This window comes from Flavobacterium limi, assembly GCF_010645075.1.
GTDB classification, from domain to species: Bacteria; Bacteroidota; Bacteroidia; order Flavobacteriales; family Flavobacteriaceae; genus Flavobacterium; species Flavobacterium limi.
Genome location: NZ_JAADZV010000004.1, coordinates 254,114 through 278,703, shown reverse-complemented (window position 1 = coordinate 278,703; position 24,590 = coordinate 254,114). Strand labels below are relative to the sequence as shown.

The window sequence follows — 24,590 nt, the reverse complement described above, 5'->3', positions numbered from 1 at the left end:
TATGAAAAATATAATAAAAAAGAGCAGTGCTATTGCTTTAACTGTAATTTTATTGGTTTCATCTTCCTGCTCTCAGGATTTTATAGATGTGCCTGCCGAAGGAACTCCAACGATGGGTAATTATTATGACTCAGATGTTAAACTTGACAATGCAACTAATGGACTTTATGGTATTGTGTGGTTTAATATGAATAAAGAAGGTTATTATGCGATTACAGATGTTATATCGGGTAATCTGGTCTCAAAGTATAATGATAATTTTGCTAAGTTTACAGATTTGAGCTTTACAAATACGGCTTCCTATATCTCTGATTCCTGGAGATCATGTTTTGGGGCGATAGCAAATTCTAATGCTTATATTAATAGTTTACCTATTAGTGTTGGACCTAAAGTTAGTAAAGAGGCATTGAATAATGCTTTAGGTGAAGCCCATTTCATCAGAGCTTTTTCCTATTTTTTCTTAGTTAGATTGTGGGGTAATGTGCCTATTATTGAAAATAACGCAGATTATTCTAAGAATTTTGTTATACCAAGTAACCCGGTTGAAGATGTTTATAAATTTATCGAAAATGATTTAAAATTTGCTGCAGCCAATTTAAGAACAAAAGTTAGAGGGTCAAATTATGCAGCCAATGCTCATGTGTCAAGTGGGTCTGCAAAGGCATTCCTGGCCAAAGTATATTTGTATCAGAAAAAATATGATTTAGCCAGGGCTATGGCTCAGGAAGTTATTAATAGTGGTGAGTTTAAATTGTTAGGAGGTGAGGAGTTGCCTACGATGTCCTTTGCTGATTTATTTTTACAAAAAAACAATAATAATGAAGAGTCAATTTTTTCATGGCAATGGACAGGTAATGGAACTTATTTTGAAGGTAACTTCTCTAATACAACTTTTGCTCCTGAAAATAGATTGGTAGAAACTACTTATAGCCAGGGTATCGCTCCATCCCAGGATTTAATTAAAAATGCATATGAAGTAAATGATAAAAGAAGAATAGAGACATTTATGCTTCCAGGGGATTTTTATCCAAATTTAACCTATGCTGAAACAACGGTAGGAGCTCCTTACATATTAGGTTATACTTTTGATATTGCAAATGAAACTCAAAATTCTGGTTCAGGAGTAAAAAAATATGTAATTGGAAAAGAAAATTTACCAATTACAGGCAAATTTAACAAACCATTTAATGGAGAAAGTAGTATGAATACTTATCAAATGCGTTATGCCGAGTTGTTGTTAATTCATGCCGAAGCTATATTAGCGTCCCAAACTGGGAGTACTACCGATCCGATGGCTCTTAAGTCTTTCAATGCAGTTCGTAAAAGAGCAGGTTTACCTGAGAAAGCTTCAATATCTTTTGATGATATTTTTAAAGAAAGACGTGCAGAATTAGCAGTTGAAGGAGATTATTATTTTGATTTAGGGCGTTTGCCGTTTGCTAAAGCTAAAGCAATATTAGAAGCTCAGGATAGAGGGGATAGATATACAGCTAAGCATATTGCAATTACTGCTACAAGTCTTTTATTGCCTTATCCTTCAGATGATTTGATTAAAAATCCAAAATTGACAGAAGTAGCCCCGTATACTTTTAAATAATTTCAAAAATATAAATATGAAAAATATAAAAACTGTTACGTTAACAGCATGTATTGCATTGATGTTATCTTTAATGCTTTTTAGTTCATGCTCAAATGATGATTCTGATTCTGGTTCTGGTGTTCCGGTTATAGAGTCCATAATGAGATCTGGGTATGATGAAGACGGTAAAGTTTTCCCATTAGATCCAGTTTCAATAGTAAGTCCAAAAAGTTATTACGTTATTCATGGAAAAGGATTGCTTTCAACTCAGAAAGTTTATTTTAATGATTATGATACTTACTTTAAAAAAACATTTGTTACTGATACTGATATTGTGATATTGATTGATGAAAACACGCCTTTTGTAAATGTTGCTAATGAGTTAAAAGTAGTAACAAATTCAGGAACGGTGGTTTATGAGATATTTGTTGCGCCACCACCACCAACTATTTATTCATTTAATTTGATTAATTCTGTAGAAGGTGATGAGGTTACGATTAAAGGGAAATTTTTCTTAAATCCGTCGGTTTCATTGGCAAAAACAGAAACCCTGCCTGCAGTTCCTCTTACTGTTGTTTCTTCAACTTTAGAACAAGTTGTTGTAAAAATTCCGGCTAATGCTAACTTTAGAAATTTAGCAGTTACAACTATCGGTGGTAGTGCTGTATCTGCTGAGGCAATAGGAACAGCTGTATATGATGAAAAATTATATGGTATGCAGTGGGGAGGACCATGGGCTGGTACTGGAGTTAATTTTGATTATACAGTTGATACTTATCAGGGTGAAAAATCCTGGCAATGGGTTTTTGGTCCTGGATACCAAGGTGGAAATTGGGGCTTTAATAGTATCGATCTCACACCATATAAAGCATTTAGAATAGCAGTTAAAGGAACAAAAATTGGAACGGTTAATCTTAGCATAGGTGGTTCAACTTATGCTCTTCCAATCACAACGGAATGGGTTTATAGAGAAATTGCATTAAGTGATTTAGGAAATCCTGCTAATTTTTCAATTTTAACGTTACAAGAGGCTACAGGTGCCGGTAATAACGTGATATTTGATGATTTAGGCTTTGTTTTGAAATAGATAATTTGTTTGATTTTGAGTTAGTCTAAAATGTTCCCTGATTGAAAAATTAGGGAACATTTTTTATAAAGTGTTTTAAATTAAAAAAAATGAAAAAGATAATTTTAGTATTGGCTTTGAGTTTTTCAATTGGTGTATTCAGCCAGGGAAATACCCATACACAATCTGCCGGAAAATTTGAAGGACTGGCAATTACTCCGCCCATGGGCTGGAACTCATGGAATACTTTTGCAACCAATATTGATGAAAAACTGGTAAAAGAAACAGCAGATATTATGGTTTCTTCAGGCTTGGCAGCTGCTGGTTACAACTATATTGTATTAGATGATGGATGGATGGCGAAAGAACGGGATGTAAATGGAGATTTAGTGCCGGATCCAGTTAAATTTCCTAACGGAATGAAAGCTGTAATAGACTATGTGCATAGCAAAGGCCTGAAATTTGGGTTATACAATTGTGCAGGAACGCAAACTTGTGCCGGATATCCGGGAACTCGCGGTTATGAGTATCAGGATGCCCGATTTTATGCGAAATTGGGAATTGATTTCCTGAAATACGACTGGTGCAATACAAAAGGGATTACTGCTCCTGAGGCCTATACAACAATGAGTAATGCATTAAAAACTGCCGGGAGACCTATAATGTTTAGCCTCTGCGAATGGGGGGATAATCAGCCTTGGGAGTGGGGAAAACCAGTAGGAAATCTTTGGAGAATTTCAGGAGATATTTATCCGTGTTTTGATTGCGAATTTAAGCACCCGGAAAATTGGTCATCCTGGGGATTTATGAAAATTGCAGACATGCGTAAAGATATCCGTAAATATTCCGGACCTGATCACTGGAATGATTTTGATATGATGGAAGTAGGGAATGAAATGAATGACACCGAAGATAAGGCGCATTTTAGTTTATGGTGCATGCTCGCGTCACCGTTGTTCAGTGGAAATGATTACAGAAAGATGTCAAAAGAAACATTAACAATTTTAACCAATAAGGAATTGATTTCTGTAAATCAGGACAAATTAGGTATTCAGGGGTTTAAATATCTGGCAGAGGACGGATTGGAAGTTTGGGTAAAACCATTATCTGACGGGAATTGGGCTGTTACTTTTTTAAACAGAAGTGATGTTGCCAAAAAAATCAACTTTGACTGGAAAAAGCATTTAATAAAAGATCTGGATTTTGGGTATGAAGCAAATTTTGAAAAAACAGTTTACAAACTGAAAGATCTTTGGAAAAATAAAGAAGCCGGAAATACTAAAAAGAGTTTCGTGGCCGATCTTGCTTCTCATGATGTTATCACATTACGATTAATCCCATAAAAAAAATGTTATGAAGGTAAATGTATTTTTTGTGCTTTCTCTGTTATTGATATTTTCAATTACTAAAGCTCAATTCGTAAAAAAACACGGTCAGTTAAGCGTTCAGGGAACTCAATTGGTTGATCAAAGTAATAATCCGGTAGTTCTGCGTGGGATGAGTTTTGGCTGGCACAGCATGTGGCCAAGATTTTACAATGAAAAAGCGGTTTCCTGGCTTAAAAAGGATTTTAAGTGCAATGTTGTTCGGGTGGCTATGGGAATTGAATTAGGTCAGATGTCTTATATGAAAGAACCTCAATTTTCAATAGACAAAATAGAAACGGTTATAAAAGGAGCTATAAAATCTGACATTTATGTAATTATAGACTGGCACAGTCATAATATAAATTTAGAAGAAGCAAAAGCCTTTTTTGCTGAGATGTCTAAAAAGTATTCGAAGTATCCAAATATTATTTATGAGGTTTTCAATGAACCGGATGATGAAACCTGGCCACAAATTAAGGCGTATGCTGAAGAAGTTATTAAGGTAATAAGAAGTAATGATTCTAAAAATATTATTCTGGTTGGATCTCCTCACTGGGATCAGGATGTTCATCTTCCGGCAGCGGATCCTATTTTAGGATACACTAATATAATGTATACGATGCATTTTTACGCTGCAACGCATGGAAAAGAATTAAGGGACAGGACAGATGAAGCAATCAAAAACGGACTTCCGATTTTTATTTCAGAATCAGCCGGTATGGAGGCTACTGGAGACGGACCTTTAAATATGAATGCTTGGCAGGAATATATCGATTGGATGGAATCCCGAAAGTTAAGCTGGATTACCTGGTCGGTTTCTGATAAAGATGAAACCTGTTCAATATTGAAAAAATCTGCAAAATCGGAAGGAAAATGGAAGGATACTGATCTGAAAGAGTCAGGAATTAAAGTTCGCGAGTTTTTAATAAAATACAATGGTCAGAAGTAGTATCAGTTATTTTTAGATTTAAGAAAGCCTGTTCATTTGAACAGGCTTTCTCTATTTTAAAAGGTTTTTGACTGGTAATCTTCTAAGCTGATCTCATGTGTTTTTTTGTAGGAATTTTATCTGAATGCTTTTTAGTTGTTATTTAGTATCAATCTTTGGTAGGAATTATTTGTTTTTGTTTTATTTTTTACTTTACCCCTGTTTTTTTTAGGGTGTGTTGTTTTTTATTTTAAAAAATAGACTGAAAAAGTAGCTATTTTAGTATTTTAAAATTTATAAACCCTGTTTTTTTAGGATAAATATTGAAAAATGTGTTGTCGAATTTTTAAAAAGCCATCCTTATAAATATCAAAAAATGATTATTTTCAATTTAATTTTTGTAATCCGTAATTCTGCTTTCAAAATATCAAAAAAGTAGATTTGGATTATTCTACTCATACAAAAGTTAATAAATTCGCTGAAGAAAATGATGATGATTTAGGGAGAATTGAAATTTAAAAAAGTGAAATCCTAATTATACAACAAGAGATAAAAATTTAACTAACCAGAATCAATTTAATAACTAAAACCAATTTACACATGAAAAAATTATTATGTATTTTATCATTAGCCTTAACAACAAGTTTTGCATTCGCTCAAGATGAAACCTCAGAAACTACTCCTTTAGAAATTACAGGTTCAGGGGATATATATTACAAATATGATTTTGCTAAAGTGCCTAATATCCCAACAAGTTTCGCAACAGATCAGAATTCAGTTTCTTTAGGAATGCTAGATATTGCTTTGAAGAAAAAAATAAAAAATATTTCTTTTGTTGGTGAAATTTCTTTTGGGCCAAGAGGTCAATACCAATCTTTGCCAAATGGTGATGGAAGTACTTCAAATGCGGACAATTCGTTCCACATCCAAAACTTGTATGCAAGCTATGCAGTTACTGATAAACTTAGTCTGACTGCAGGTTATATGGGGACATTTATTGGATACGAGGTGATATCACCTGTAGGTAACTTTCACTACTCTACTTCTTATTTATTCACTAATGGACCATTTCAAAATGCAGGTGTTAAAGCAAATTATGCTATAACTGAGAAATTTGGTGCAATGTTAGGTGTATTTAATGACTCCTGGAATACCTACAAAGCCGATTCGCAAAAAGGATTAAATGCCGTAGGGGGTCAATTATCTTACGTAACTGATAAAGCAAGTGCTTATTTGAACTTTATGGATGGATCTGTAAGTGGTACTATTGTCGATTTGACTGCCACATTTCAATTAACGGATAAATTTAAATTAGGTTTAAATGCAGCTGATTTTTCAAACGAAGGTGATGTTGGTTATACAGGAGGAGCTTTATATCCATCTTATGCAATTAGTGATGCTTTTGCTTTAGGAGTGCGTGCAGAATACTTTAAATCCAAAGAAGGTTCTTTAGATACAGATGTTACAGCTTTTACTTTATCAGGAAATTACAAGATAAACGGTTTGACTATTATTCCTGAATTTAGACTTGATTCTAATTCAGATGAAGTTATGTTTGTGGATTCTGATTTAGCTCCTGCAAAATCGGCTTCTCAGGTACTTATAGCTTTAGTTTACGGATTCTAATATTTAACATTAAAACATACTCTTTCTGAAAAGAGATAAAGATTGATATTTTTTTTTTTTTTTGGAAGCTGTCAAAAATTATAAATTTTTGGCAGCTTTTTTTATTGGTGCTATTCGAAATGATTTGTTTCAAATCAAGCTATGTTGGTTAATAGTATAATCTTACTTCGATATTGTTCTAAGAGTTGTGTTTTTTGCTTAATATGTCTTCTAAATTTAGATTAAATAGCAAATATGTAAGAGACGTTATTCCGAATCGAAATGTGATTCATGAAAGATTTTATAGTTTATTTTTTTAACTCACTCAAATTATTATAACTATAAAGAAAAGTATAAAACGTGTATATGAGCTAGTTTTAGTTCCTGTAAATAGCAAATTTTGTATTCTTACGTTTAGATGTATAAATATGTTTAAAACATTAGATAAATTGTGCCTTTAATTATGAATTAAATAAGTAATAATTACTAAAAAGGCTCGGATTAGTTTTCAATAAAAAAAATGCGTTCTGAATGATCAAAAACGCATTTTTTAAAGTTTATTTATTTGCTATTGAACTTGCTTTTTATAAATCGAATAGATAGTATCAATAGTTTTACGGTCTAAAACAGAACTTGTGTCAGTTTGGATGTAATGCAATTTAAAAGCCTGAATCGCTGCTGAAAGATTTTTGGTGTTGTAACCAATAATTCGCAGGGCAGGTTCGATTTTAAAATCAAAAGGAGCTTCTTCTAAAATCTCATCGGGCCATATTCCAAAGCCTTTTTCTGCTAATGTTTTCCATGGAAATAAGGCACTCGGGTCTTGTTTTCTGCCTGGGGCAATATCAGCATGGCCTAATATGTTTTGCGTCGGAATGTTATAATCTTTTTTCAATTTGGTCAAAAGAGCAACTAAGCTACTGATTTGTGCTTCTGTAAAAGGTTTGAAACCATTATTGTCAAGTTCGATGCCTATTGAAGAAGAATTTAAATCAGTGTTTTTACCCCAGCTAGAGGCTCCGGCGTGCCAGGCTCTCAAATAATCATTGAGCATCTGAACAACTTTTCCGTTTTCAGAAATGATATAATGGGCACTAACCTGTGTTCTGGTTTTTGTAAATGTACTTATAGTTTGTTGCAAAGAATCTTGTGCAGTATGGTGAATAATGACAAAACTTGGTTTTCTTAAATTAAAATTGACAGTTCCTACCCATTCTGTGTTAATACCATTCAATAAAACGGTAGATCCAGTTTTTGAAAGTGTATCTTTTACTATTCCCAATTGTGAAGCATAAGTAGTATCAATAACTACGGGTGGTACAACAGGTGGTATAGGCTGAACTTCTTTACTTGTAATTTGAGTTTCTAAAGTTTTAAGTTTTTGGTCGTAAACTTTCTCAGTAGTTTTATATGGATTTTTTGTTCCGCAGGAAGTAATAATAATAGTTGAAATCAGATAATAAAAATGTTTTTTTAACATGTTTTAATTACATTTATGGTTAAGTATAGAGAGTTTATTCTGCAGGCTTTGTTTCCTCAGTATCTTCTTTTACTTCCTTTTTGTCTTTCTTCTTTTTTGATTTTGTTTTTTTGATTTCTTTAAAATTACTCATAAAAGTGGTGTACTTTTCTACTTGTGCTGGATTTAAAAAAGCGGTTATTTTTTTTGTAGTAGCCTCTCTTAGTGCATTTATCTGCTCAATTTTCTGATCCTGACTGCTGCTTTCATTTTTTAACAGAACACCTTGCTCTCTCATGCTGTCAGCTAAAACATTTGTAATCGCAATAACCTGCAATTCATCAAGATTTACTTCAGGTTTCATCTGTTCTACAATTTTAGCAGCTGTTTCCTCAACGGGTACTTCTTTTGGTTTACTCGGACTGCTTTGCGGACCCTGCATCATACTTCTGTCCATGCCCATTCCACCGCCTCTTCCGCCATAGCCATTACCATAGCCGTTGTTATATCCGTTTCCATATTGAGCCGAAACAAAATTTATGCTTAATAAAAAAACTAAAAGAAAAAAAGATTGTATAAGTTTCATAAAAGTACTTCTAAATTGAAATTAAAAAATCTGTTACGGTAAATTTAAGCAGGTTCTCCGTATAAATCAAATTCTGTTGCTTCTATTATCCTTATATTAACAAATTCGCCAGTTTTAACATAATGTTTTGATGCATCTATCAAAACTTCATTGTCAACATCGGGACTGTCAAACTCTGTTCTTCCTACAAAATGAGCACCTTCTTTTCTGTCAATGATACATTTGTAAACCTGCCCTACTTTTTCCTGATTCAAATCCCATGAAATCTGCGATTGCAATTCCATAATCTCATTGGCTCTGGCTTGTTTTACATCTGCAGGTACATCATCTTCTAATTGGTAAGCATGAGTGTTTTCTTCATGAGAGTATGCAAAACAACCCATTCTGTCAAATTTCATTTCCTGAACAAAATCTTTCAAAATCTCAAAATCTTCCTGAGTTTCTCCGGGATATCCAACAATTAATGTCGTTCTGATTGCCATTCCCGGAACAGCAGCTCTAAAATCTTTCAATAACTGAGTAGTTTTAGCCTGAGTTGTTCCGCGGCGCATCGATTTTAAAATGCTGTCAGATATATGTTGTAACGGAATATCAATGTAATTGCAGATTTTTGGTTCACGTTTCATTAATTCCAAAACATCCATCGGGAAACCAGTAGGATAGGCATAGTGTAGACGAATCCACTCAATTCCTTCAACTGTTGCCAATGCTTCTAAAAGTTCTGCCAGATTTCTCTTTTTATAAAGATCAAGACCATAATAAGTTAAATCCTGAGCAATCAGAATCAATTCTTTTACTCCGTTTTTAGCTAAACCTTGTGCTTCCTTAACTAATTTTTCAATTGGTTGCGAAACATGGGAACCGCGCATTAGTGGAATAGCGCAGAAGCTGCATGGTCTGTCACAGCCTTCAGCAATTTTTAAATAGGCGTAATTTTTTGGAGTAGTTGTTAAGCGTTCTCCTAATAATTCATGTTTATAATCTGCTCCTAAAGCTTTTAAAAGCTGAGGCAGTTCTGTAGTTCCAAAATATTGATCTACATTCGGAATTTCTTTTTCTAAATCAGGTCTGTAGCGTTCAGATAAACATCCAGTTACAAATACCTTGTCTACTAAACCTTTGTCTTTTTTATCGGCATATTCCAAAATCATGTTTACTGATTCTGCTTTTGCATTGTCAATAAAACCACAGGTGTTGATTACGATAATGTTTCCTTCTTCTTTTTCAGGGGCTTCATGTTGTACCTCTTTGCCATTGGCACGAAGCTGACCCATAAGCACTTCACTGTCATATACATTTTTTGAACACCCAAGAGTGATTACGTTAATTTTGTTCTTTTTTAAAGACTTGGTTCTCATACTATTATAAATTGGAGTGCAAAATTACACTTTTTTATTCAAACACCGCTTGTTTAGGTTTTCATTTAGGCGTTTTTTATGAAGCTAATCCTGCTGTCCGCTATATCTTTTGTGGTGAACCCCACCACAAAAGGATGCCGCTTCCATCAGGGCTAAAAAAAATCCGCCAGGTAAAGACCAGACGGAAATCTTCATTCCTCTATTTTAATTTCTAATTACAATTCAAATAATAAAGTAAGCGTGACATTGTTAAGTTTGGATGTAATGTTTGCTGCACCATCAAATAATCCAGCCTCAAAAAAGCGCTGATTTGAGTCTCTTTCAGTGTATGAATAAGCCAAATCTAATTTGGTGGATCCGAAATTATATCCTAAACCTGCTGAGTAGCTGTTTAGGTCACCAATTGTTTTTTCATCTTTATATGGACTTCCTTCAAAACGATAACCACCACGTAGGCTAACTCGCTTGATTTTGAATTCACCACCAATTCTGAGTTCTCCATTTGAAGTTAGTTCACTGTTCATGGTGTCATTTAAATCTCTAAATCCAGAATTATTGGTTGGTTTAAACTTAGTATTTGCATAATCCTTAATAGAATAATCAATACTAATTAGTCCTGATTTTCCAAAGATATATGCGCCGCTAAAAGTGAATTTCCCCGGAGTTTGCAAAGTGTAAGAATCATATATATTGATTATATCAGGAAAAACCTCCGCATTAAGTTCAGGACCGCCATCTGCTTGTCTCGTGGTAAAAAGACTTTGAGAAATTTCATCATATAATTCATACCAGGTGTTTGATTCATACGCTATTCCAAGCCTAAATGCTTCAGTAACTTTGCCAATAGCTCCTAATTGAAAAGAAAAGCCGTTTCCGTAGGTGTATAATTCATTATTGAAACGCAATTGAGATATCGTTTCTCTTGATTCAAGCGGATTATCATTTTGTTCATAAAAACTGCTGGACCTTCTATAGTCGGTAACATGAACATTTAGATTGGCTCCCAGATAAATTCTGTCTTTGTAGGAAGTTGCAATGTTAAAGCTTAATTTGCTATTATATCCTCTGCTGTAAATTTCGTTTTCCTGATAAAAATCGCGATCTCTTTGGATATAGCCTTTAGGGATATTTGTATGATAGGGACTGTTTGGGGCGTTTGTATCAGGATCTATTATAAAGCCCTGATATCCTAAATACGCTTGTTGAGCAGTATATCCTGTTAAGTTTGGGTATTGTCCGTTTGGTAAACTTGATCCTAAATTCCGGTAAGTGTTATTAATGTCATTATTGGCAATGAGATCAAAAGGTACTGGCGCTCCTCCATTGCCATAATTCGCATAATCTAAAAAATAACCGTCTATAGAGTTTTCAGGATTAGTTCCGGCTGAAAAAATATTATTGTTGAAATTATTCGTGTTTTCATAGGTAGCTCCAATTGCAATTTTTTTCCAGTTACTATTCGGATTACGATCATTAAAGACAAAAATAGCTCCGGCTTGGTTTAGAATAAAAGAGTTTTTCTTGTCGTTGGTCTGGTTACTAAAATAATCAGAATTATTTTTGATATTTTGATTACTAAAAGTTAGACCAACCTGATTGTTCAAAAAAATAGCAGATCCTGCAGGGTTGACAGATAAAGATGATAAATCTCCGCCAAGTGCTCCAAAGGCACCACCCATTGCTCTAAAACGGGCGGTTCCTGCTATATTGTCTTGTGCGTATCGTATAGCGTCAGAAACTTCCTGAGAATTTGAGACGCTGACAGTTAGTCCTGTAAAAAGTAGGAAGAGTATTTTTTTCATTTTGGTTTAATTTAGTATTTACTTAGATGGCCAAAGAAGTAAAATGTTACCTTCTTCCGCCTCCACCGCCGTATGATCTTCCGCCACCGCCACTGCCGCTAGACGATCTCATGCTTCCGCCGCCTCCGCTGCTGTTGTAGGAACGAGACGATGAAGAGCTGGGTGTCGAATAGCTTCTGGACGAATTGTTACTGCTATTGTTGTAATTGTAGTTTCTATTGGTAGTTGTGTTTGATCTTCTTCCTGAGTCATAACTACTGTTGCTTGGAGCTGAGCTCCTTCTGTCTGTAAATGTAGGGTTTGATCTTCTGTTTACAGAGGATTCTCTTCTATAATCTGAATAGCTGTTTTGTCTGTTTGAGTAGCTTCTGTTAGTGGTGTAATTTCTGTTAGAAGTATAGTTTCTATTTGTATTATAGCTTCTGTTAGAAGTGTAATTTCTATTAGTGTTATAACTTCTGTTGGAAGTATAATTTCTTCCGCCATAATATGCAGTAGATCCTCTTCTTCCGTAATTATAAGAGTAGTTATTATATCCGTAACCACCTCCCCAATATCCATAACCAGGCCCCCAGTATCCGGAATATGCCCATCCTGGACCCCAGTAACCAGGGTATCCCCAACCATAACCAGGGTATCCCCAGAAGTTGCCGCCGTAACCCCATCCATAATAAGGGTATCCCCATCCGAAACCGAATCCCGCGGACCAGAAAGGATCAGAATACACATTAACAGATACTTCAGAATTGCTGCTTCCCCATGCAGGATAAGCTGTTGCTGAAGCAACCTGTATGCTGTCGTTTTCTGCATAACTGCCGTAGCTGTCTACATCAGTGAATATTTCAGTAGGCATTCCGTCATTTTGCAGTGATTTAAAATAATCTTTATATTGATTATTTGTAGAATTTGTCTGTGCATAAGTGGTTGAGTTACCGTAAACCCCATCATTATTATAGGATGAATTTTGGTAAGAGCCACAAGATGTTAGTAGTAAACTCAGTATTCCAATGGTATAAAAATAAACTGAATTTTGTCGGAGGTATATAGAAGTTTTCATATCTGTGGTGTTTTTTATTGTTGCACATTACAAAAATAGTTAGTTTTGCGAAACTATTTAGTTAAAAAAAATAAAACAAAATTTGTGCCAAACTATTCAATATGAGCAAGAACCTCACTACAAGATCAGAAGATTATTCGAAATGGTATAACGAGCTGGTTGTTAAAGCAGATTTAGCTGAAAATTCAGGAGTTAGAGGATGTATGGTAATTAAACCATACGGATATGCTATTTGGGAAAAAATGCAGGCTGAGTTAGACAGAATGTTTAAAGAAACTGGACATCAAAACGCATACTTTCCTTTATTTGTGCCAAAAAGCATGTTTGAGGCTGAAGAAAAAAATGCAGAAGGATTTGCAAAAGAATGTGCTATCGTAACACATTACAGATTAAAAAATGATCCTGACAAACAAGGGAAATTAATGGTTGATCCGAATGCTAAATTAGAGGAGGAACTTATTGTTCGTCCAACAAGTGAGGCAATTATCTGGTCTACATATAAAGGGTGGGTACAGTCTTATAGAGATTTGCCTTTGTTGATTAATCAATGGGCTAATGTAGTGCGTTGGGAAATGCGTACACGTTTGTTTTTAAGAACTGCGGAGTTTTTATGGCAGGAAGGACATACGGCTCATGCAACAAAAGCTGAAGCAGTAGAGGAGTCTGAAAAAATGATGAACGTTTATGCTGATTTTGTGGAAAACTTTATGGCGATTCCGGTTGTAAAAGGTATAAAAACTGAAACGGAGCGTTTTGCCGGAGCTGATGAGACGTATTGTATTGAAGCTTTAATGCAGGACGGAAAAGCATTGCAGGCGGGAACATCTCACTTTTTAGGGCAGAATTTTGCTAAAGCATTTGATGTAAAGTTTGCTAATGCAGAAGGGAAACAAGAGTATGTTTGGGGTACCTCATGGGGGGTTTCAACTCGTTTAATGGGGGCTTTGGTAATGACACACTCTGATGATCAGGGATTGGTTTTGCCTCCAAATCTAGCACCTATACAAGTTGTAATTGTGCCAATTTACAAAACAGATGATCAATTAGCTGAAATTACGGTTGCAGTTAATGACTTAACGGCTAAGCTTAAAAAGTTAAGGATTTCAGTTAAATATGACGACAGGACTACACAAAAACCAGGATTTAAGTTTGCTGAATGGGAATTAAAAGGAGTGCCGGTTCGAATTGCAGTAGGTCCAAAAGATTTAGAAAACGGTACTTTTGAGGTTGCGAGACGTGATACATTGACAAAAGAGACAGTTTCTGGCGAAGGAATCGTGAATTATGTAAATGATCTTTTAGAACAGATTCAGGCCGATTTATTCAATAAAGCATTAGACTATCGAAATCAACATATTACCGAAGTGAATAGTTTTGAGGAATTTAAGGACGTTTTAGATGGTAAAGGAGGTTTTGTTTCGGCTCATTGGGATGGGACAGCTGCTACTGAAGAGAAAATAAAAGACTTGACAAAAGCTACAATTCGTTGTATACCTTTAAGTCATGTAGAAGAGGCGGGAAGCTGTGTGTTTACTGGAAATCCTTCTACAAAAAGAGTGTTATTTGCTAAGGCATATTAAAAAAAATATTTTTTTTTGCTTCAACTATTGTGCAACTAAAAAATAGATGTATCTTTGCATCCGCATTAGAGAAGCATGGTCCGTTCGTCTATCGGTTAGGACGCCAGGTTTTCATCCTGGTAAGGGGGGTTCGATTCCCCCACGGACTACAAGTTATATTGCATATTGAAAGTTTTCAGCTTAGAAATTAAGGTCCGTTCGTCTATCGGTTAGGACGCCAGGTTTTCATCCTGGTAAGGGGGGTTCGATTCCCCCACGGACTACAAAATAGTTGTAAATAAGTTTTATAAAATAAAAATTGGTGTCTCTGTTTTTATTTTATTAGTTAAAACCAAAGTGATTGTTTAGCAGTTGTGGGAGGTTTTTCTTTTTTAACTAGTATTTATAATAATTATTACATCTAAAATTAAAAGAAATGGCAAATCATAAGTCAGCATTAAAAAGAATCAGAAGTAACGAAAAAAGAAGAGTTCTTAACAGATATCAGCATAAAACTACTCGTAATGCTATCAAAGCGTTAAGATTATCTACCGATAAAACTGATGCTGCTGCAAAATTATCAACTGTAATCTCTATGATTGATAAATTAGCTAAAAAGAACATCATCCACGATAACAAAGCTTCTAACCTGAAGTCAAAATTAACGAAACATGTTGCTAAATTGTAATTAAATTCAATTTATCAAATATATATAAAAGTCCTCTTTTGAGGACTTTTTTTTGTTTTTATCAAATTGAGTAATAACGTTTATAATTAAATAAATTAAAGAAATAAAGCGTCAGATGGACTTAATTACTAATTTTGCATTCTAAACTATATGTCAGATGAACACTCATTTGTTTAAAGAAAGCCCTTTCAGAACTATAATATCATTTCATAAACTAATTGAATCTTTCGAAGAAATTGCCATGTCAGATGTTGATTATCGATCAAATTATGCAAAAGCAATTCTAAAGGAAATAGAACCTCTGCCGGAATTTAGGACAGGAATTGAAGATTATAATATTATTCAGAAAAATGAAAATCTGATAAAGAACCTGTTAGCAGATTTATTCCCAACAGCTTTAACGAATAACGAAATTAAAGCAGTTACCATTCCTTTTCAGAACTTAACATTTAATTATACAGAGCGATTCAGGAAAATTTTGAACAATGCGGGTTCAAAATTTGATATGGAAATTCGTGATTTTGATGATCATCAGTTTTATATTAATAATTGCTGTCTTATTTTAAGCTACTATTACAAAAAACACATAGATTTTAATAAGCCCTTTTTTTACGACATACCAGATGAAAACGGAGTGGAAAGACATTACCGTATTTTGTATAATGCTGATTTTATGGAAATTATTCCAGCCGAAAATTCAGTGGAATTGTCACAGGATGATATCGATTTGTTAATCGACAACTATAATGATATTGAATTATGGAAATCAAAGTTTCCGGTTGGAAGCTGGATTTTAAAAGGTTTTGGAATTATATCTTTATTTGATGCAACTACAGAAAATGCCGTTTCTAATTTAAAAAGTAATCTGTTAAAGCCAGATGATACAGTTACTCCAACGGATATTATTGAGTCTATTTTTATATCATTATTTAAGATTCCGGGATTAAGATTCGGATTTATAATTTACAGTCCTGAAGAAGAAAAATTTAACAGGCCGGCAAAATTTGATACCAAAATGCATAGTTTCTTACTTTCGGATAATGAGGAAGTAGATTGTAAAAATGCCCTATTTGGATGTTCTTTCGAAAACCTGTTAGATAAAAAGGAGCCTTTTGTAATTTCAAATGTAGAGAAATTTTCTCAGAAAGCCGGAAATGAAAGATTAGGAAACCATTTGCTTAATCAAAATATAAACAGTTGTATATTTGCGCCAATTGTCAAAGATGATCATTTATTAGGTGTTCTTGAAATTGTTTCTCAAAACCCAAGAGAACTCAATAGCGTAAATGCAACAAAACTAGAGTTGATTTTGCCTTATCTGACAGATACTATTGATCGTTATAATACCGATATGCAACATCAGGTTGAAGCTATTATCCAACGGGAATATACTACAATACATCCCAGTGTATATTGGAAATTTAAAAAAGAATCACAAAATTATTTCCAGAATATTAATCATTCTAAAGATTATATTTTTAAAGAAATTGTTTTTAAAGATGTGTATCCGTTATATGGACAAATTGACATTAAAGGTTCATCCGAACATAGAAATGATACGGTAAAGAAGGATTTAAAAAATCAGCTTACAGCACTTTTGGAAATTTTTGCAGGCCATAAGTCTGATGCAAATTTAATGTTGTTAGAACAGCGAAAGTTTGAATTAGAATCAATGCTTCAGGAATTGGAATTACCTTTAAAAGCAGATACAGAACAGCATGTTCAGCATTATATTGAAGAAGAAATTCATCCTATTCTAAAAAATACGAAAGACTCGGCTAAAAGCGAAAAATTAGAACAATTGTATTTTGAGAGTCTGGATGAAAAATCTGGCTTATTTTATCAGGAAAGAAAGAAATTTGATAATGCAATGTCTATTGTAAATAAAAAATTAGCGTCTGTTTTAGACAAAAAACAAATTGAAGCCCAGCAAATCTATCCACATTATTATGAACGTTTCAAAACGGATGGTGTTGAACATAATTTATATATTGGTGCATCTATTACGCCTGCGAGAACTTTTGATATGATGTATTTACATAATCTTCGTTTATGGCAATTACAGACTTTATGTGAAATGGAATTAGAGCACCATCAACTCAAGGCTTCTTTGCCATACGAATTGGATGTAACGTCTCTGATTTTAGTTTTTAGCGCCCCTCTTTCAATTCGTTTTAGAATGGATGAAAAACGTTTTGACGTTGATGGGACCTACAATGCTCGTTATGAAGTTGTCAAAAAAAGAATTGATAAATCAAATATCAAAGGTACAAGCGACAGGATTACAGAAAAAGAAAAAATTACAATAGTCTATACACAAAATAGTGAGGAAACGGAATATTTAAAATACATTAAATATTTGCAACACAAAAAAATTCTCGAACCTGCTATTGAACAATTTGAAGTTGAAGATTTACAAGGTGTTTCAGGATTAAGAGCAATTCGTGTAAAAGTTATAAATAATACTGAAAACCCAATTGCTCAAAAAATCACGTATCAGGACTTGTTAGATGAATTAAAATAAACCTCTAAAGGTAAATTAAATTGATTTAAATGCGATAACAAAAGCAATTACTGTAATAATAATTCCAATCATAAAAAAGTTATAAGCAATTCGGAGCAGATTATATTTTCGCTGTAAAACCAGACCTAAATAGTACAAATCTTTTATCATTGTAGAGTACAAATAATCTCGGTCTTTCAGCATTTCATTCATTGCCCAGTCGTATTCCTGTAAAGGCATTTTGTAAAAATTGCCAAAAAACATCAGATTGACTTTTTTGGCCTCAACATCTTCACGTGTAAAGAAACCTGAGGTTACTTTTGGTCTTGTCGATAAAATGGCGAAAATAATGGTAATTACACTTGACATCAGCATTATGAATGTAGGAATTACTAAATGGGCATTTTTAGGACTATCTAATTTTGGGATAATAGAAGAAAGCGCAATTGAAATAATAATTGCATTTACAGACAATAGAATATTCGCCTTGCTGTCAGCAATTCCGCTTAAACGTGTATGGTTTCCTAAAGTAACACGAAATAATGTGTCAACACCACGATCTGTTTTTTCTGATTTTTCCTTTTTTTTGGTTTCTTCTTCAACAGCAAGAGCCACTTTTGTTTCTTGTTTATTGATTTTTTTTTGAATTTTTACAAGGTTTTTTTCTTTTAAAGGCTGCCATTTTTTTTGGGCATAATCTGTGTAAAAGCGATGTTTTGTCATTAAAAAATTGAAATTTTCTGTCGCCCATTCTAAATTAGAAAAATCGACAATTCCCGTGTTTTTTAATTCAAGACGCAATAATTCACACGTGCTAGTATATTCGGGACTGATGATATGAATGAAATCTGCATCTTTAATTATCTTTTCTAAATGACTTTTAGGAATGTATTCTTTGGCTGTAGCCGAAATCAAGTCTCCAACTTTTTTTATGAATTCATCTGACTGTTTTCTTTCTTTTAAAAATTCAGCAGCAATTTTTATGCTTTCAGTTTCATGGTTTTCATATCCGCTGATATACCCCGTATCATGAAACCAGGCGGCAATTAAAAGTAATTCCCTTTCATTAGAACCTATATTTTCCTTTTCACAAAGCTCTAAAGTTGCATTAACCACACTTTGAGTATGACTAAAATTATGGTAAGAATATAAGGCAGATAGTTTATCTTTGAGTAAATTAGTAACGAAATCTTCGGATTGTTCTACTAAATTCATATAGAATATTTTTATACGACTAAATTATGAAATTGTTTTTGGATAATCATTTTATTGCCAAGATTAAAAAATTTGCTTTCGCAATATTCACTGCTTTACTTATCATTTCGTGTGCAACACATAAAGCGCAATACGGAAAAAATGTGACTGCCGGTGATACACAAAACGCAACAGATACCATAAAAATTGCACACACGTTTTATTTAGTTGGCGACGCAGGAAATGCCGATGAAGAGCAGGCTCAGCAAACTTTGCAATTGTTGCATCAAAAACTAAAAAAGTCAAATAAAAAAGCAACTTTATTGTTTTTAGGGGATAATATTTATCCAAAAGGTTTTCCTGAAAAAGGTGATGCTTCAGAGGTAGCTTTAGCAGAAGAAAAACTGACAAATCAATTAAAGTTAACCAAAGGATTTAAGGGGAAAACAATTGTGATTCCTGGAAATCACGATTGGTATAACGGAATCAAAGGCCTGGAACGTCAGGCCGATTTTGTGACCAAATATTTAAATGATAAAAAAGCATTTATGCCAAGAAAATCCTGTCCGATTGAAGATGTAAAAATTGACAGTACCACAACATTAGTTACTGTTGACAGTGAATGGTTTCTGGAAGACTGGGATAATCACCCCACGATAAATGACAATTGTGACATTAAAACCAGAGAAGATTTTTTTGATGAACTTGAAAATATTTTAAATAAAAATCAGGAGAAAACGGTCGTTTTAGCTATTCATCATCCTTTGATGAGCAACGGATCGCATGGTGGTCAGTTTTCGTTGGAAAAACAATTGTTTCCTTTAGAAAAAAAGATTCCGCTTCCGATAATCGGATCATTTATCAATTTACTTAGAAAAACGTCTGGTGCCAGTCCGCAGGATCTTCAAAACAAACAATATACTATTTATTCAAAACGGATCAAAACATTGCTGCAAAAGCAAAAGAACGTGATAGTTGTTTCCGGGCATGATCATAATCTGCAATATATCAGTAAAGAAAACATCAGGCAGATTATCAGTGGTGCCGGTTCAAAATCTGAAGCTGCAAGAGCTATTAACTCAACTGATTTCTCATACGGAGGAAATGGTTACGCAACCCTGACTTTATACAAAAGTGGTGATGCAAAAGTAGCTTTCTTTGGAAATGAAAATAATAAAGAGAAAATGCTTTTTGAACAGGAAATCATAAAGGCGAAAGAGTTTAACTGGGCTTCTGATGTTTCAAATAAATTTCCGGAAAGGATTAAATCTTCAATTTATACTCCTGAAATGACAGATAAAAGCGGGTTCCATAAATTTTTATTCGGGAAACATTACAGAAAATATTACAGTATGCCAGTTGAAGCAAAAATAGCTACAACTGACACTTTAAAGGGAGGATTAAAGCCTATTCGTGAAGGTGGCGGACACCAATCAGTTTCATTACGTATGTCTGATCCAAAAGGGCGTGAGTATGTGATGCGGGCTATGAAAAAAAGTGCTACCGTATTTTTGCAGTCTGTTGCTTTTAAGGACCAATATGTCGTGAATGATTTTCAAAACACATATACTGAGAATTTTTTGCTGGATTTTTATACTACCTCTCATCCTTATGCTCCTTTTGTAACTGCCAGTATGTCTGATCAGATAGGGCTTTCTCATACCAATCCTATTTTATATTATATTCCGAAACAGGAAGGTTTAAAAGAATTTAATTCAAACTTTGGAGATCAGTTGTATATGGTTGAAGAGCGTCCGGCAGATAATCATCTGGATGCTAAAAATTTTGGAAATCCATCTAATATTATCAGTACTGATGATATGATGAAAAATCTTCATAAAGATGAAAAATACACTGTCGATGAAAAAGAATATATCAAAGCACGGTTGTTTGATATTCTTATCGGGGATTGGGACAGACACAGTGATCAATGGCGCTGGGGCGAATATAAAAAGGGAGACAAAGTTATTTACAAACCAATTCCACGTGACCGTGATCAGGCATTTGTAAAATATGACGGTGCTTTGCTTTCGCTTTTGATGAATATTCCGGCTCTTCGTCATATGCGTACTTTTAAAGGTGATAAAATAAATGTAAAATGGCTTGGAAGAGAACCTTATCCTATGGATTTGGCTTTCCTGAGAACAGCAGAAGAAAAAGACTGGCTGGAGCAGGCTAAATATATTCAGGAAAATTTATCTGATCCTGATATTGATAAAGCTTTCAAAAATATGCCTAAAGAAGTTCAGGACGAAACGGTTGAGGATATCAAACAGAAATTAAAGAGCAGAAAAAAAGACCTTCAAAAGTATGCTTCTGAATATTTTAATGTATTAAGTCGTACGGTAATGATGGCGGGAACCGATAAAAAGGACAAATTTGTACTCAATCATAATGCAAAAAAATCGATTGAAATACAGGTTTTCAGAGTCAAAAAAGAAGGAGAGGAACTGCTTTATACCAAAACGGTAACTGATGCCAAAACCAAAAATTTGTGGATTTACGGTCTTGATGACAATGATGTTTTTCAGGTCATTGGAAATCAGAAATCAAAAATCAAGATTCGTTTGATTGGTGGTCAAAACAATGATACTTATAATATTGAAAATGGCAAAAAAGTTATTGTATACGATTTCAAATCAAAAGAAAACACGTATAATTTAGATTCTAAAACCAAAACCCAGCTTACAGATGACTATGATGTCAATTTGTATAATTATGAAAAACCTAAGTATAATGTAGTTGCGGGACTTCCAAATATTGGTTTTAATCCGGATGATGGAGTAAAAGTCGGTATCAATTTGAATTATACGGTTAATAATTTTAAGCAAAATCCATATACACAAAAACATACTTTTAACGGGTTCTATTATTTTGCCACTGGAGGATTGGAATTTAATTATGCAGCACATTTTCCGGGTTTGTTAGGTAGGTGGGTTATTGATCTGGATTCTCAATATACCACACCGAATTTCGCCATGAATTACTTTGGATATGGAAATGAGACTGAAAACGATGATAGGGACTTTGGAATGGATTTCAATAGGGTTCGTATTAGAAAATTCAGCGTTGCAGGAGCTATAAGACATGTAGGACGTTATGGAAGTGAATTTAGCCTGCAGCCAATTTTTCAAAGAATGACGGTGGAAGAAACTGATGACCGATTTATTGATTTGCCGGGAATAGTAAATCCGAAAGTATTTGATAGTCAGAATTACGGAAGCTTAAAAGTGAAATATGTTTTTAAAAATGCTGATTTTGCTGCTAAACCGACCTTGGGAATACATTTTATGATTTCAGGGATGTGGACTACAAACTTAACAGATACTGAGCAAAATTTTCCAACATTGGAAAGTATTTTAGGTTTTACACATAAAATTGATCATAACGGAAAATTAGTTTTGTCAACTTCTTTTAAAGGTAAAGCTATTTTAAACAATAATTTTGATTTTTATCACGGTGCTTTTTTAGGAGGCGATACTGATTTGCGCGGGTATAGAAACGAGCGCTTTTTAGGAGATTCATACTTTTCTCAAAGTACAGATTTGAGATTGAGCATTGGTAAAATCCATCGCACGGTTGCTCCGCTGACATACGGAATTCTAGGTGGCTTTGATTACGGAAGAATCTGGTTAGACGGAGAAAATTCCAAAAAATGGCATCAGGATTATGGGGGCGGCTTATGGCTAAATGCAATAAACATATTGACAGCAAGAATCTCTTATTTTCAGTCACCGGAAGAGCGTGGAAGAGTGGTTTTTGGTGCGGCATATAGCTTCTAGCAGAATCAAAGCAAAAGGAAAGTTTTTATAAAAAAAGTGAGATGTGAATAGGTGTTTTACCATTTCACATCTCACTTTTTACATAATAGCTAAAAACTATTGCAGCTTAAACTCATAAACATTACCGCCTACTTTATTTGTCTTTTCATCGGCAATTAATAGGGTATTATTGTCTTTAAAAACAATGGCTTCTTTTTGCGAAAAATGATTTAAACTAATTTCTGTCTGAGTTCCTTTGTGAAATAAGTCCCCAGAAAAATCTTTAAACAAAACTATTTTGTCATGGCTTAATAAAACAACTTTTTTTCCGTCAGGGCTAATAGTAGCACTTGTTAAAACACAATGATTGTAATTGGCGCATGTTTTAAATTCACCTATCCTTACCGCTTTTTGGGTTCCTGAAGCATTTTTAATTTTGTAGATAAATGCAGTTCCATCAAAACCTTTACTTCGGTTTTTGGTAAAAAGATAAAAGTAACCGTCTTGTTCAAAAAAACTTTCAACATCATAGAATAGTTCTTTTTTCTTTGGGGGAAATTCTGTCTGTTCAGGATATGAAAAAAAAACTTTATATTCAGAAAGGGCATTTTCTTTATTTAATTCGTCTTTGGCTACTTTGTAAATACACAAATCCTGACGTTCATTATCGTTATTGCCAAAGTCGCCAATGTAGATATTTCCTTCCTTGTCTTTCGTAATATCTTCCCAGTCTGTATTGACAGCATTGGTAATCGCAATGTTTTTTTCTAATTTTCCTTCTGAATTTATAGCGTAAATTTCATTTTTATTACCACTGTCCTCCAAAGTATAAATCATATTGGTTTCCGGAAAATAAGTAATTCCCGAGACTTCCTTTAATTTTTTAGGAAGTGAATAAAGCGTTTTTAAATCAGTATTAGATTGCTGTTGACAGGCCAATAAAGCAAGAGAGGTTCCAAGTAAAAAAAACTTTTTCATAAGATAAATTTTTTAAATCAGGTTAGTGTTTTTAAAATTACGGGTAATAAATTCAAAAGCAGCATTCATAATATGCCCCATTGATTTTGCATTTTTAAATTTCATATCATTGGTATAACGGTACAATTCCATTTTTAACTGATTCAAGTGTCCTTCAGTAGATATGGTATCGTGGCACATTATATTTAAAAGCTTTTTGATTCTGTTTTCTGCGGAGTGAATGCGTTTTGCTAAAATAGCACGCTCTTCATCTTTGTATTGAAAAATAGAACGTTCTTCAAGCTTTTCTTTAATGAGTTTTATCATCGGATAATTTTCCTTAAAAAACTGCGGACGATACACTTTAAAATTACCTTCATAGCATTGCTGGTCAAAATCAATTGGGCGAATTTTATATACCACCTGATCGAAATCATGGATGGGTACTATTACATAATTATAGGCACGCATATCGCCTAATAGCCTAATCATACAGCGTTCATTGAATTTTACAAACTCTTTTGCAATTTGTGCTTTTTCAGTTTCAGTACATTTATCCAGCAAAGTATCCATAAAAACATCACCTGGAATCCCGATAATGTGTTCTTCAATCAATGTATCGTTGTAAACAAGGAAATTGATTTTATCAGGTGAAAGGATATCTTCTAATTCCAGTCCGTAAATTCTGGAAGCATCTGCTTTTTTGATGTAAAAGTGAACATAATTATCGTTGAGAATGTTTCGAACTTTTATACGGAAAGGTTTCGAATTACCAAATGTGCAGTAATCAATGGCGTCAATATTAAGAAACTGAATGATTTCGCTATTCCCGTCAGAATGCAAAAGAGAATATATTTTTTTCAGATTGAGATCGATTTCATTTCTTTCAAATTCATTATAATAGACCCGAATCCACAAGGTGTCAACATCATTTTTATCATATACATTTACAGAGCCCGAAAAACGCAATAAATCATCATAAAACACAGAAACTTTTGAGATTCTTTCGTATCGTTCCAGATAACTTAAAAGGGATTGTGTTAAAGGGTAAGAAGGCTTTTTTAACAGCATTAATGGCTCGCTCATTTTCAATATCTTTAATGCAAATTTACATTAATTTA

Annotated in this window: 17 protein-coding genes and 2 tRNA genes; 11 read left to right on the top strand and 8 right to left on the bottom strand. The window is 33.8% G+C overall.

Features of this window, described 5'->3' with window-relative positions; genetic code table 11:
- The first annotated feature begins 1 nt into the window (after position 1).
- The 5 genes from GXM16_RS10665 (at position 2) to GXM16_RS10645 (ending at position 6,566) form a co-directional block, all read left to right on the top strand.
- Positions 2 to 1,597 carry a RagB/SusD family nutrient uptake outer membrane protein gene (locus GXM16_RS10665; RefSeq protein ID WP_163394359.1) on the top strand — a complete coding sequence of 532 codons (1,596 nt, stop codon included), beginning with the start codon at positions 2 to 4 and terminating at the stop codon, positions 1,595 to 1,597.
- Positions 1,598 to 1,613: 16 nt separating this feature from the next.
- Positions 1,614 to 2,666: a hypothetical protein gene (locus tag GXM16_RS10660; RefSeq protein ID WP_163394358.1), complete on the top strand. Its 1,053-nt coding sequence runs from the start codon at positions 1,614 to 1,616 to the stop codon at positions 2,664 to 2,666.
- 89 nt (positions 2,667 to 2,755) lie between these two features.
- Positions 2,756 to 3,988, top strand: coding sequence for a glycoside hydrolase family 27 protein (locus GXM16_RS10655; RefSeq protein ID WP_163394357.1), 1,233 nt, complete (start codon positions 2,756 to 2,758; stop codon positions 3,986 to 3,988).
- A gap of 10 nt (positions 3,989 to 3,998) precedes the next feature.
- Positions 3,999 to 4,961 carry a glycoside hydrolase family 5 protein gene (locus tag GXM16_RS10650; protein WP_163394356.1) on the top strand — a complete coding sequence of 321 codons (963 nt, stop codon included), beginning with the start codon at positions 3,999 to 4,001 and terminating at the stop codon, positions 4,959 to 4,961.
- 579 nt (positions 4,962 to 5,540) lie between these two features.
- Positions 5,541 to 6,566, top strand: coding sequence for a porin (locus tag GXM16_RS10645; protein WP_163394355.1), 1,026 nt, complete (start codon positions 5,541 to 5,543; stop codon positions 6,564 to 6,566).
- Positions 6,567 to 7,113: 547 nt separating this feature from the next.
- On the opposite strand, the gene GXM16_RS10640 is transcribed toward GXM16_RS10645, so the two are convergent.
- From GXM16_RS10640 to GXM16_RS10620, 5 genes are all read right to left on the bottom strand, one after another.
- Positions 7,114 to 8,025, bottom strand: coding sequence for an N-acetylmuramoyl-L-alanine amidase (locus GXM16_RS10640; RefSeq protein ID WP_163394354.1), 912 nt, complete (start codon positions 8,023 to 8,025; stop codon positions 7,114 to 7,116).
- Positions 8,026 to 8,059: 34 nt separating this feature from the next.
- On the bottom strand, positions 8,060 to 8,590 hold the full coding sequence (locus tag GXM16_RS10635) for a hypothetical protein (RefSeq protein WP_163394353.1): 531 nt from the start codon (positions 8,588 to 8,590) through the stop codon (positions 8,060 to 8,062).
- 44 nt (positions 8,591 to 8,634) lie between these two features.
- The gene (gene rimO / locus GXM16_RS10630; protein WP_163394352.1) at positions 8,635 to 9,948 is read right to left on the bottom strand and encodes a 30S ribosomal protein S12 methylthiotransferase RimO; all 1,314 of its coding nucleotides are present in this window, start codon (positions 9,946 to 9,948) and stop codon (positions 8,635 to 8,637) included.
- 215 nt (positions 9,949 to 10,163) lie between these two features.
- Complete coding sequence (locus GXM16_RS10625) at positions 10,164 to 11,750, bottom strand: OmpP1/FadL family transporter (RefSeq protein WP_163394351.1); 1,587 nt, start codon at positions 11,748 to 11,750, stop codon at positions 10,164 to 10,166.
- Between the two features lie 46 nt (positions 11,751 to 11,796).
- On the bottom strand, positions 11,797 to 12,807 hold the full coding sequence (locus GXM16_RS10620; protein WP_163394350.1) for a hypothetical protein: 1,011 nt from the start codon (positions 12,805 to 12,807) through the stop codon (positions 11,797 to 11,799).
- 101 nt (positions 12,808 to 12,908) lie between these two features.
- Here GXM16_RS10620 and proS point away from each other — a divergent pair, with 101 nt between their 5' ends.
- The 5 genes from proS (at position 12,909) to GXM16_RS10595 (ending at position 17,578) form a co-directional block, all read left to right on the top strand.
- A complete protein-coding gene (proS, locus tag GXM16_RS10615; protein WP_163394349.1) occupies positions 12,909 to 14,387 on the top strand; it encodes a proline--tRNA ligase in 1,479 nt (492 codons plus the stop codon).
- A gap of 77 nt (positions 14,388 to 14,464) precedes the next feature.
- Positions 14,465 to 14,536 (top strand) — tRNA-Glu (locus GXM16_RS10610).
- Positions 14,537 to 14,578: 42 nt separating this feature from the next.
- Positions 14,579 to 14,650, top strand: a tRNA-Glu gene (locus GXM16_RS10605).
- Between the two features lie 152 nt (positions 14,651 to 14,802).
- Positions 14,803 to 15,054 carry a 30S ribosomal protein S20 gene (gene rpsT / locus GXM16_RS10600; protein WP_163394348.1) on the top strand — a complete coding sequence of 84 codons (252 nt, stop codon included), beginning with the start codon at positions 14,803 to 14,805 and terminating at the stop codon, positions 15,052 to 15,054.
- A 157-nt stretch (positions 15,055 to 15,211) separates the two neighbouring features.
- Complete coding sequence (locus tag GXM16_RS10595; protein ID WP_163394347.1) at positions 15,212 to 17,578, top strand: GAF domain-containing protein; 2,367 nt, start codon at positions 15,212 to 15,214, stop codon at positions 17,576 to 17,578.
- Between the two features lie 15 nt (positions 17,579 to 17,593).
- Here the strand turns inward: GXM16_RS10595 and GXM16_RS10590 are convergent, their stop codons facing one another.
- Positions 17,594 to 18,772, bottom strand: a complete 1,179-nt coding sequence (locus GXM16_RS10590; protein ID WP_163394346.1) for a Pycsar system effector family protein — start codon at positions 18,770 to 18,772, stop codon at positions 17,594 to 17,596.
- A gap of 26 nt (positions 18,773 to 18,798) precedes the next feature.
- On the opposite strand from GXM16_RS10590, the gene GXM16_RS10585 reads away from it, so the two are divergent.
- Complete coding sequence (locus GXM16_RS10585; protein ID WP_163394345.1) at positions 18,799 to 22,533, top strand: metallophosphoesterase; 3,735 nt, start codon at positions 18,799 to 18,801, stop codon at positions 22,531 to 22,533.
- A gap of 96 nt (positions 22,534 to 22,629) precedes the next feature.
- On the opposite strand, the gene GXM16_RS10580 is transcribed toward GXM16_RS10585, so the two are convergent.
- Positions 22,630 to 23,490 (bottom strand): SdiA-regulated/phytase-like domain-containing protein, encoded by an 861-nt coding sequence (locus GXM16_RS10580; RefSeq protein WP_163394344.1) that lies wholly within the window; start codon positions 23,488 to 23,490, stop codon positions 22,630 to 22,632.
- A 12-nt stretch (positions 23,491 to 23,502) separates the two neighbouring features.
- Complete coding sequence (locus GXM16_RS10575) at positions 23,503 to 24,555, bottom strand: hypothetical protein (RefSeq protein WP_163394343.1); 1,053 nt, start codon at positions 24,553 to 24,555, stop codon at positions 23,503 to 23,505.
- Positions 24,556 to 24,590 lie beyond the last annotated feature (35 nt).

Bases quoted from the DNA above. Each gene is read 5' to 3' on its own strand.
- GXM16_RS10625 (WP_163394351.1), bottom strand. From the start codon at position 11,750: ATGAAAAAAATACTCTTCCTACTTTTTACAGGACTAACTGTCAGCGTC.
- GXM16_RS10635 (WP_163394353.1), bottom strand. From the start codon at position 8,590: ATGAAACTTATACAATCTTTTTTTCTTTTAGTTTTTTTATTAAGCATA.
- GXM16_RS10660 (WP_163394358.1), top strand. From the start codon at position 1,614: ATGAAAAATATAAAAACTGTTACGTTAACAGCATGTATTGCATTGATG.
- rpsT (WP_163394348.1), top strand. From the start codon at position 14,803: ATGGCAAATCATAAGTCAGCATTAAAAAGAATCAGAAGTAACGAAAAA.
- GXM16_RS10580 (WP_163394344.1), bottom strand. From the start codon at position 23,490: ATGAAAAAGTTTTTTTTACTTGGAACCTCTCTTGCTTTATTGGCCTGT.
- GXM16_RS10590 (WP_163394346.1), bottom strand. From the start codon at position 18,772: ATGAATTTAGTAGAACAATCCGAAGATTTCGTTACTAATTTACTCAAA.
- GXM16_RS10645 (WP_163394355.1), top strand. From the start codon at position 5,541: ATGAAAAAATTATTATGTATTTTATCATTAGCCTTAACAACAAGTTTT.
- GXM16_RS10665 (WP_163394359.1), top strand. From the start codon at position 2: ATGAAAAATATAATAAAAAAGAGCAGTGCTATTGCTTTAACTGTAATT.
- GXM16_RS10655 (WP_163394357.1), top strand. From the start codon at position 2,756: ATGAAAAAGATAATTTTAGTATTGGCTTTGAGTTTTTCAATTGGTGTA.
- GXM16_RS10620 (WP_163394350.1), bottom strand. From the start codon at position 12,807: ATGAAAACTTCTATATACCTCCGACAAAATTCAGTTTATTTTTATACC.
- GXM16_RS10575 (WP_163394343.1), bottom strand. From the start codon at position 24,555: ATGAGCGAGCCATTAATGCTGTTAAAAAAGCCTTCTTACCCTTTAACA.
- GXM16_RS10585 (WP_163394345.1), top strand. From the start codon at position 18,799: ATGAAATTGTTTTTGGATAATCATTTTATTGCCAAGATTAAAAAATTT.
- rimO (WP_163394352.1), bottom strand. From the start codon at position 9,948: ATGAGAACCAAGTCTTTAAAAAAGAACAAAATTAACGTAATCACTCTT.
- GXM16_RS10650 (WP_163394356.1), top strand. From the start codon at position 3,999: ATGAAGGTAAATGTATTTTTTGTGCTTTCTCTGTTATTGATATTTTCA.
- proS (WP_163394349.1), top strand. From the start codon at position 12,909: ATGAGCAAGAACCTCACTACAAGATCAGAAGATTATTCGAAATGGTAT.
- GXM16_RS10640 (WP_163394354.1), bottom strand. From the start codon at position 8,025: ATGTTAAAAAAACATTTTTATTATCTGATTTCAACTATTATTATTACT.
- GXM16_RS10595 (WP_163394347.1), top strand. From the start codon at position 15,212: ATGAACACTCATTTGTTTAAAGAAAGCCCTTTCAGAACTATAATATCA.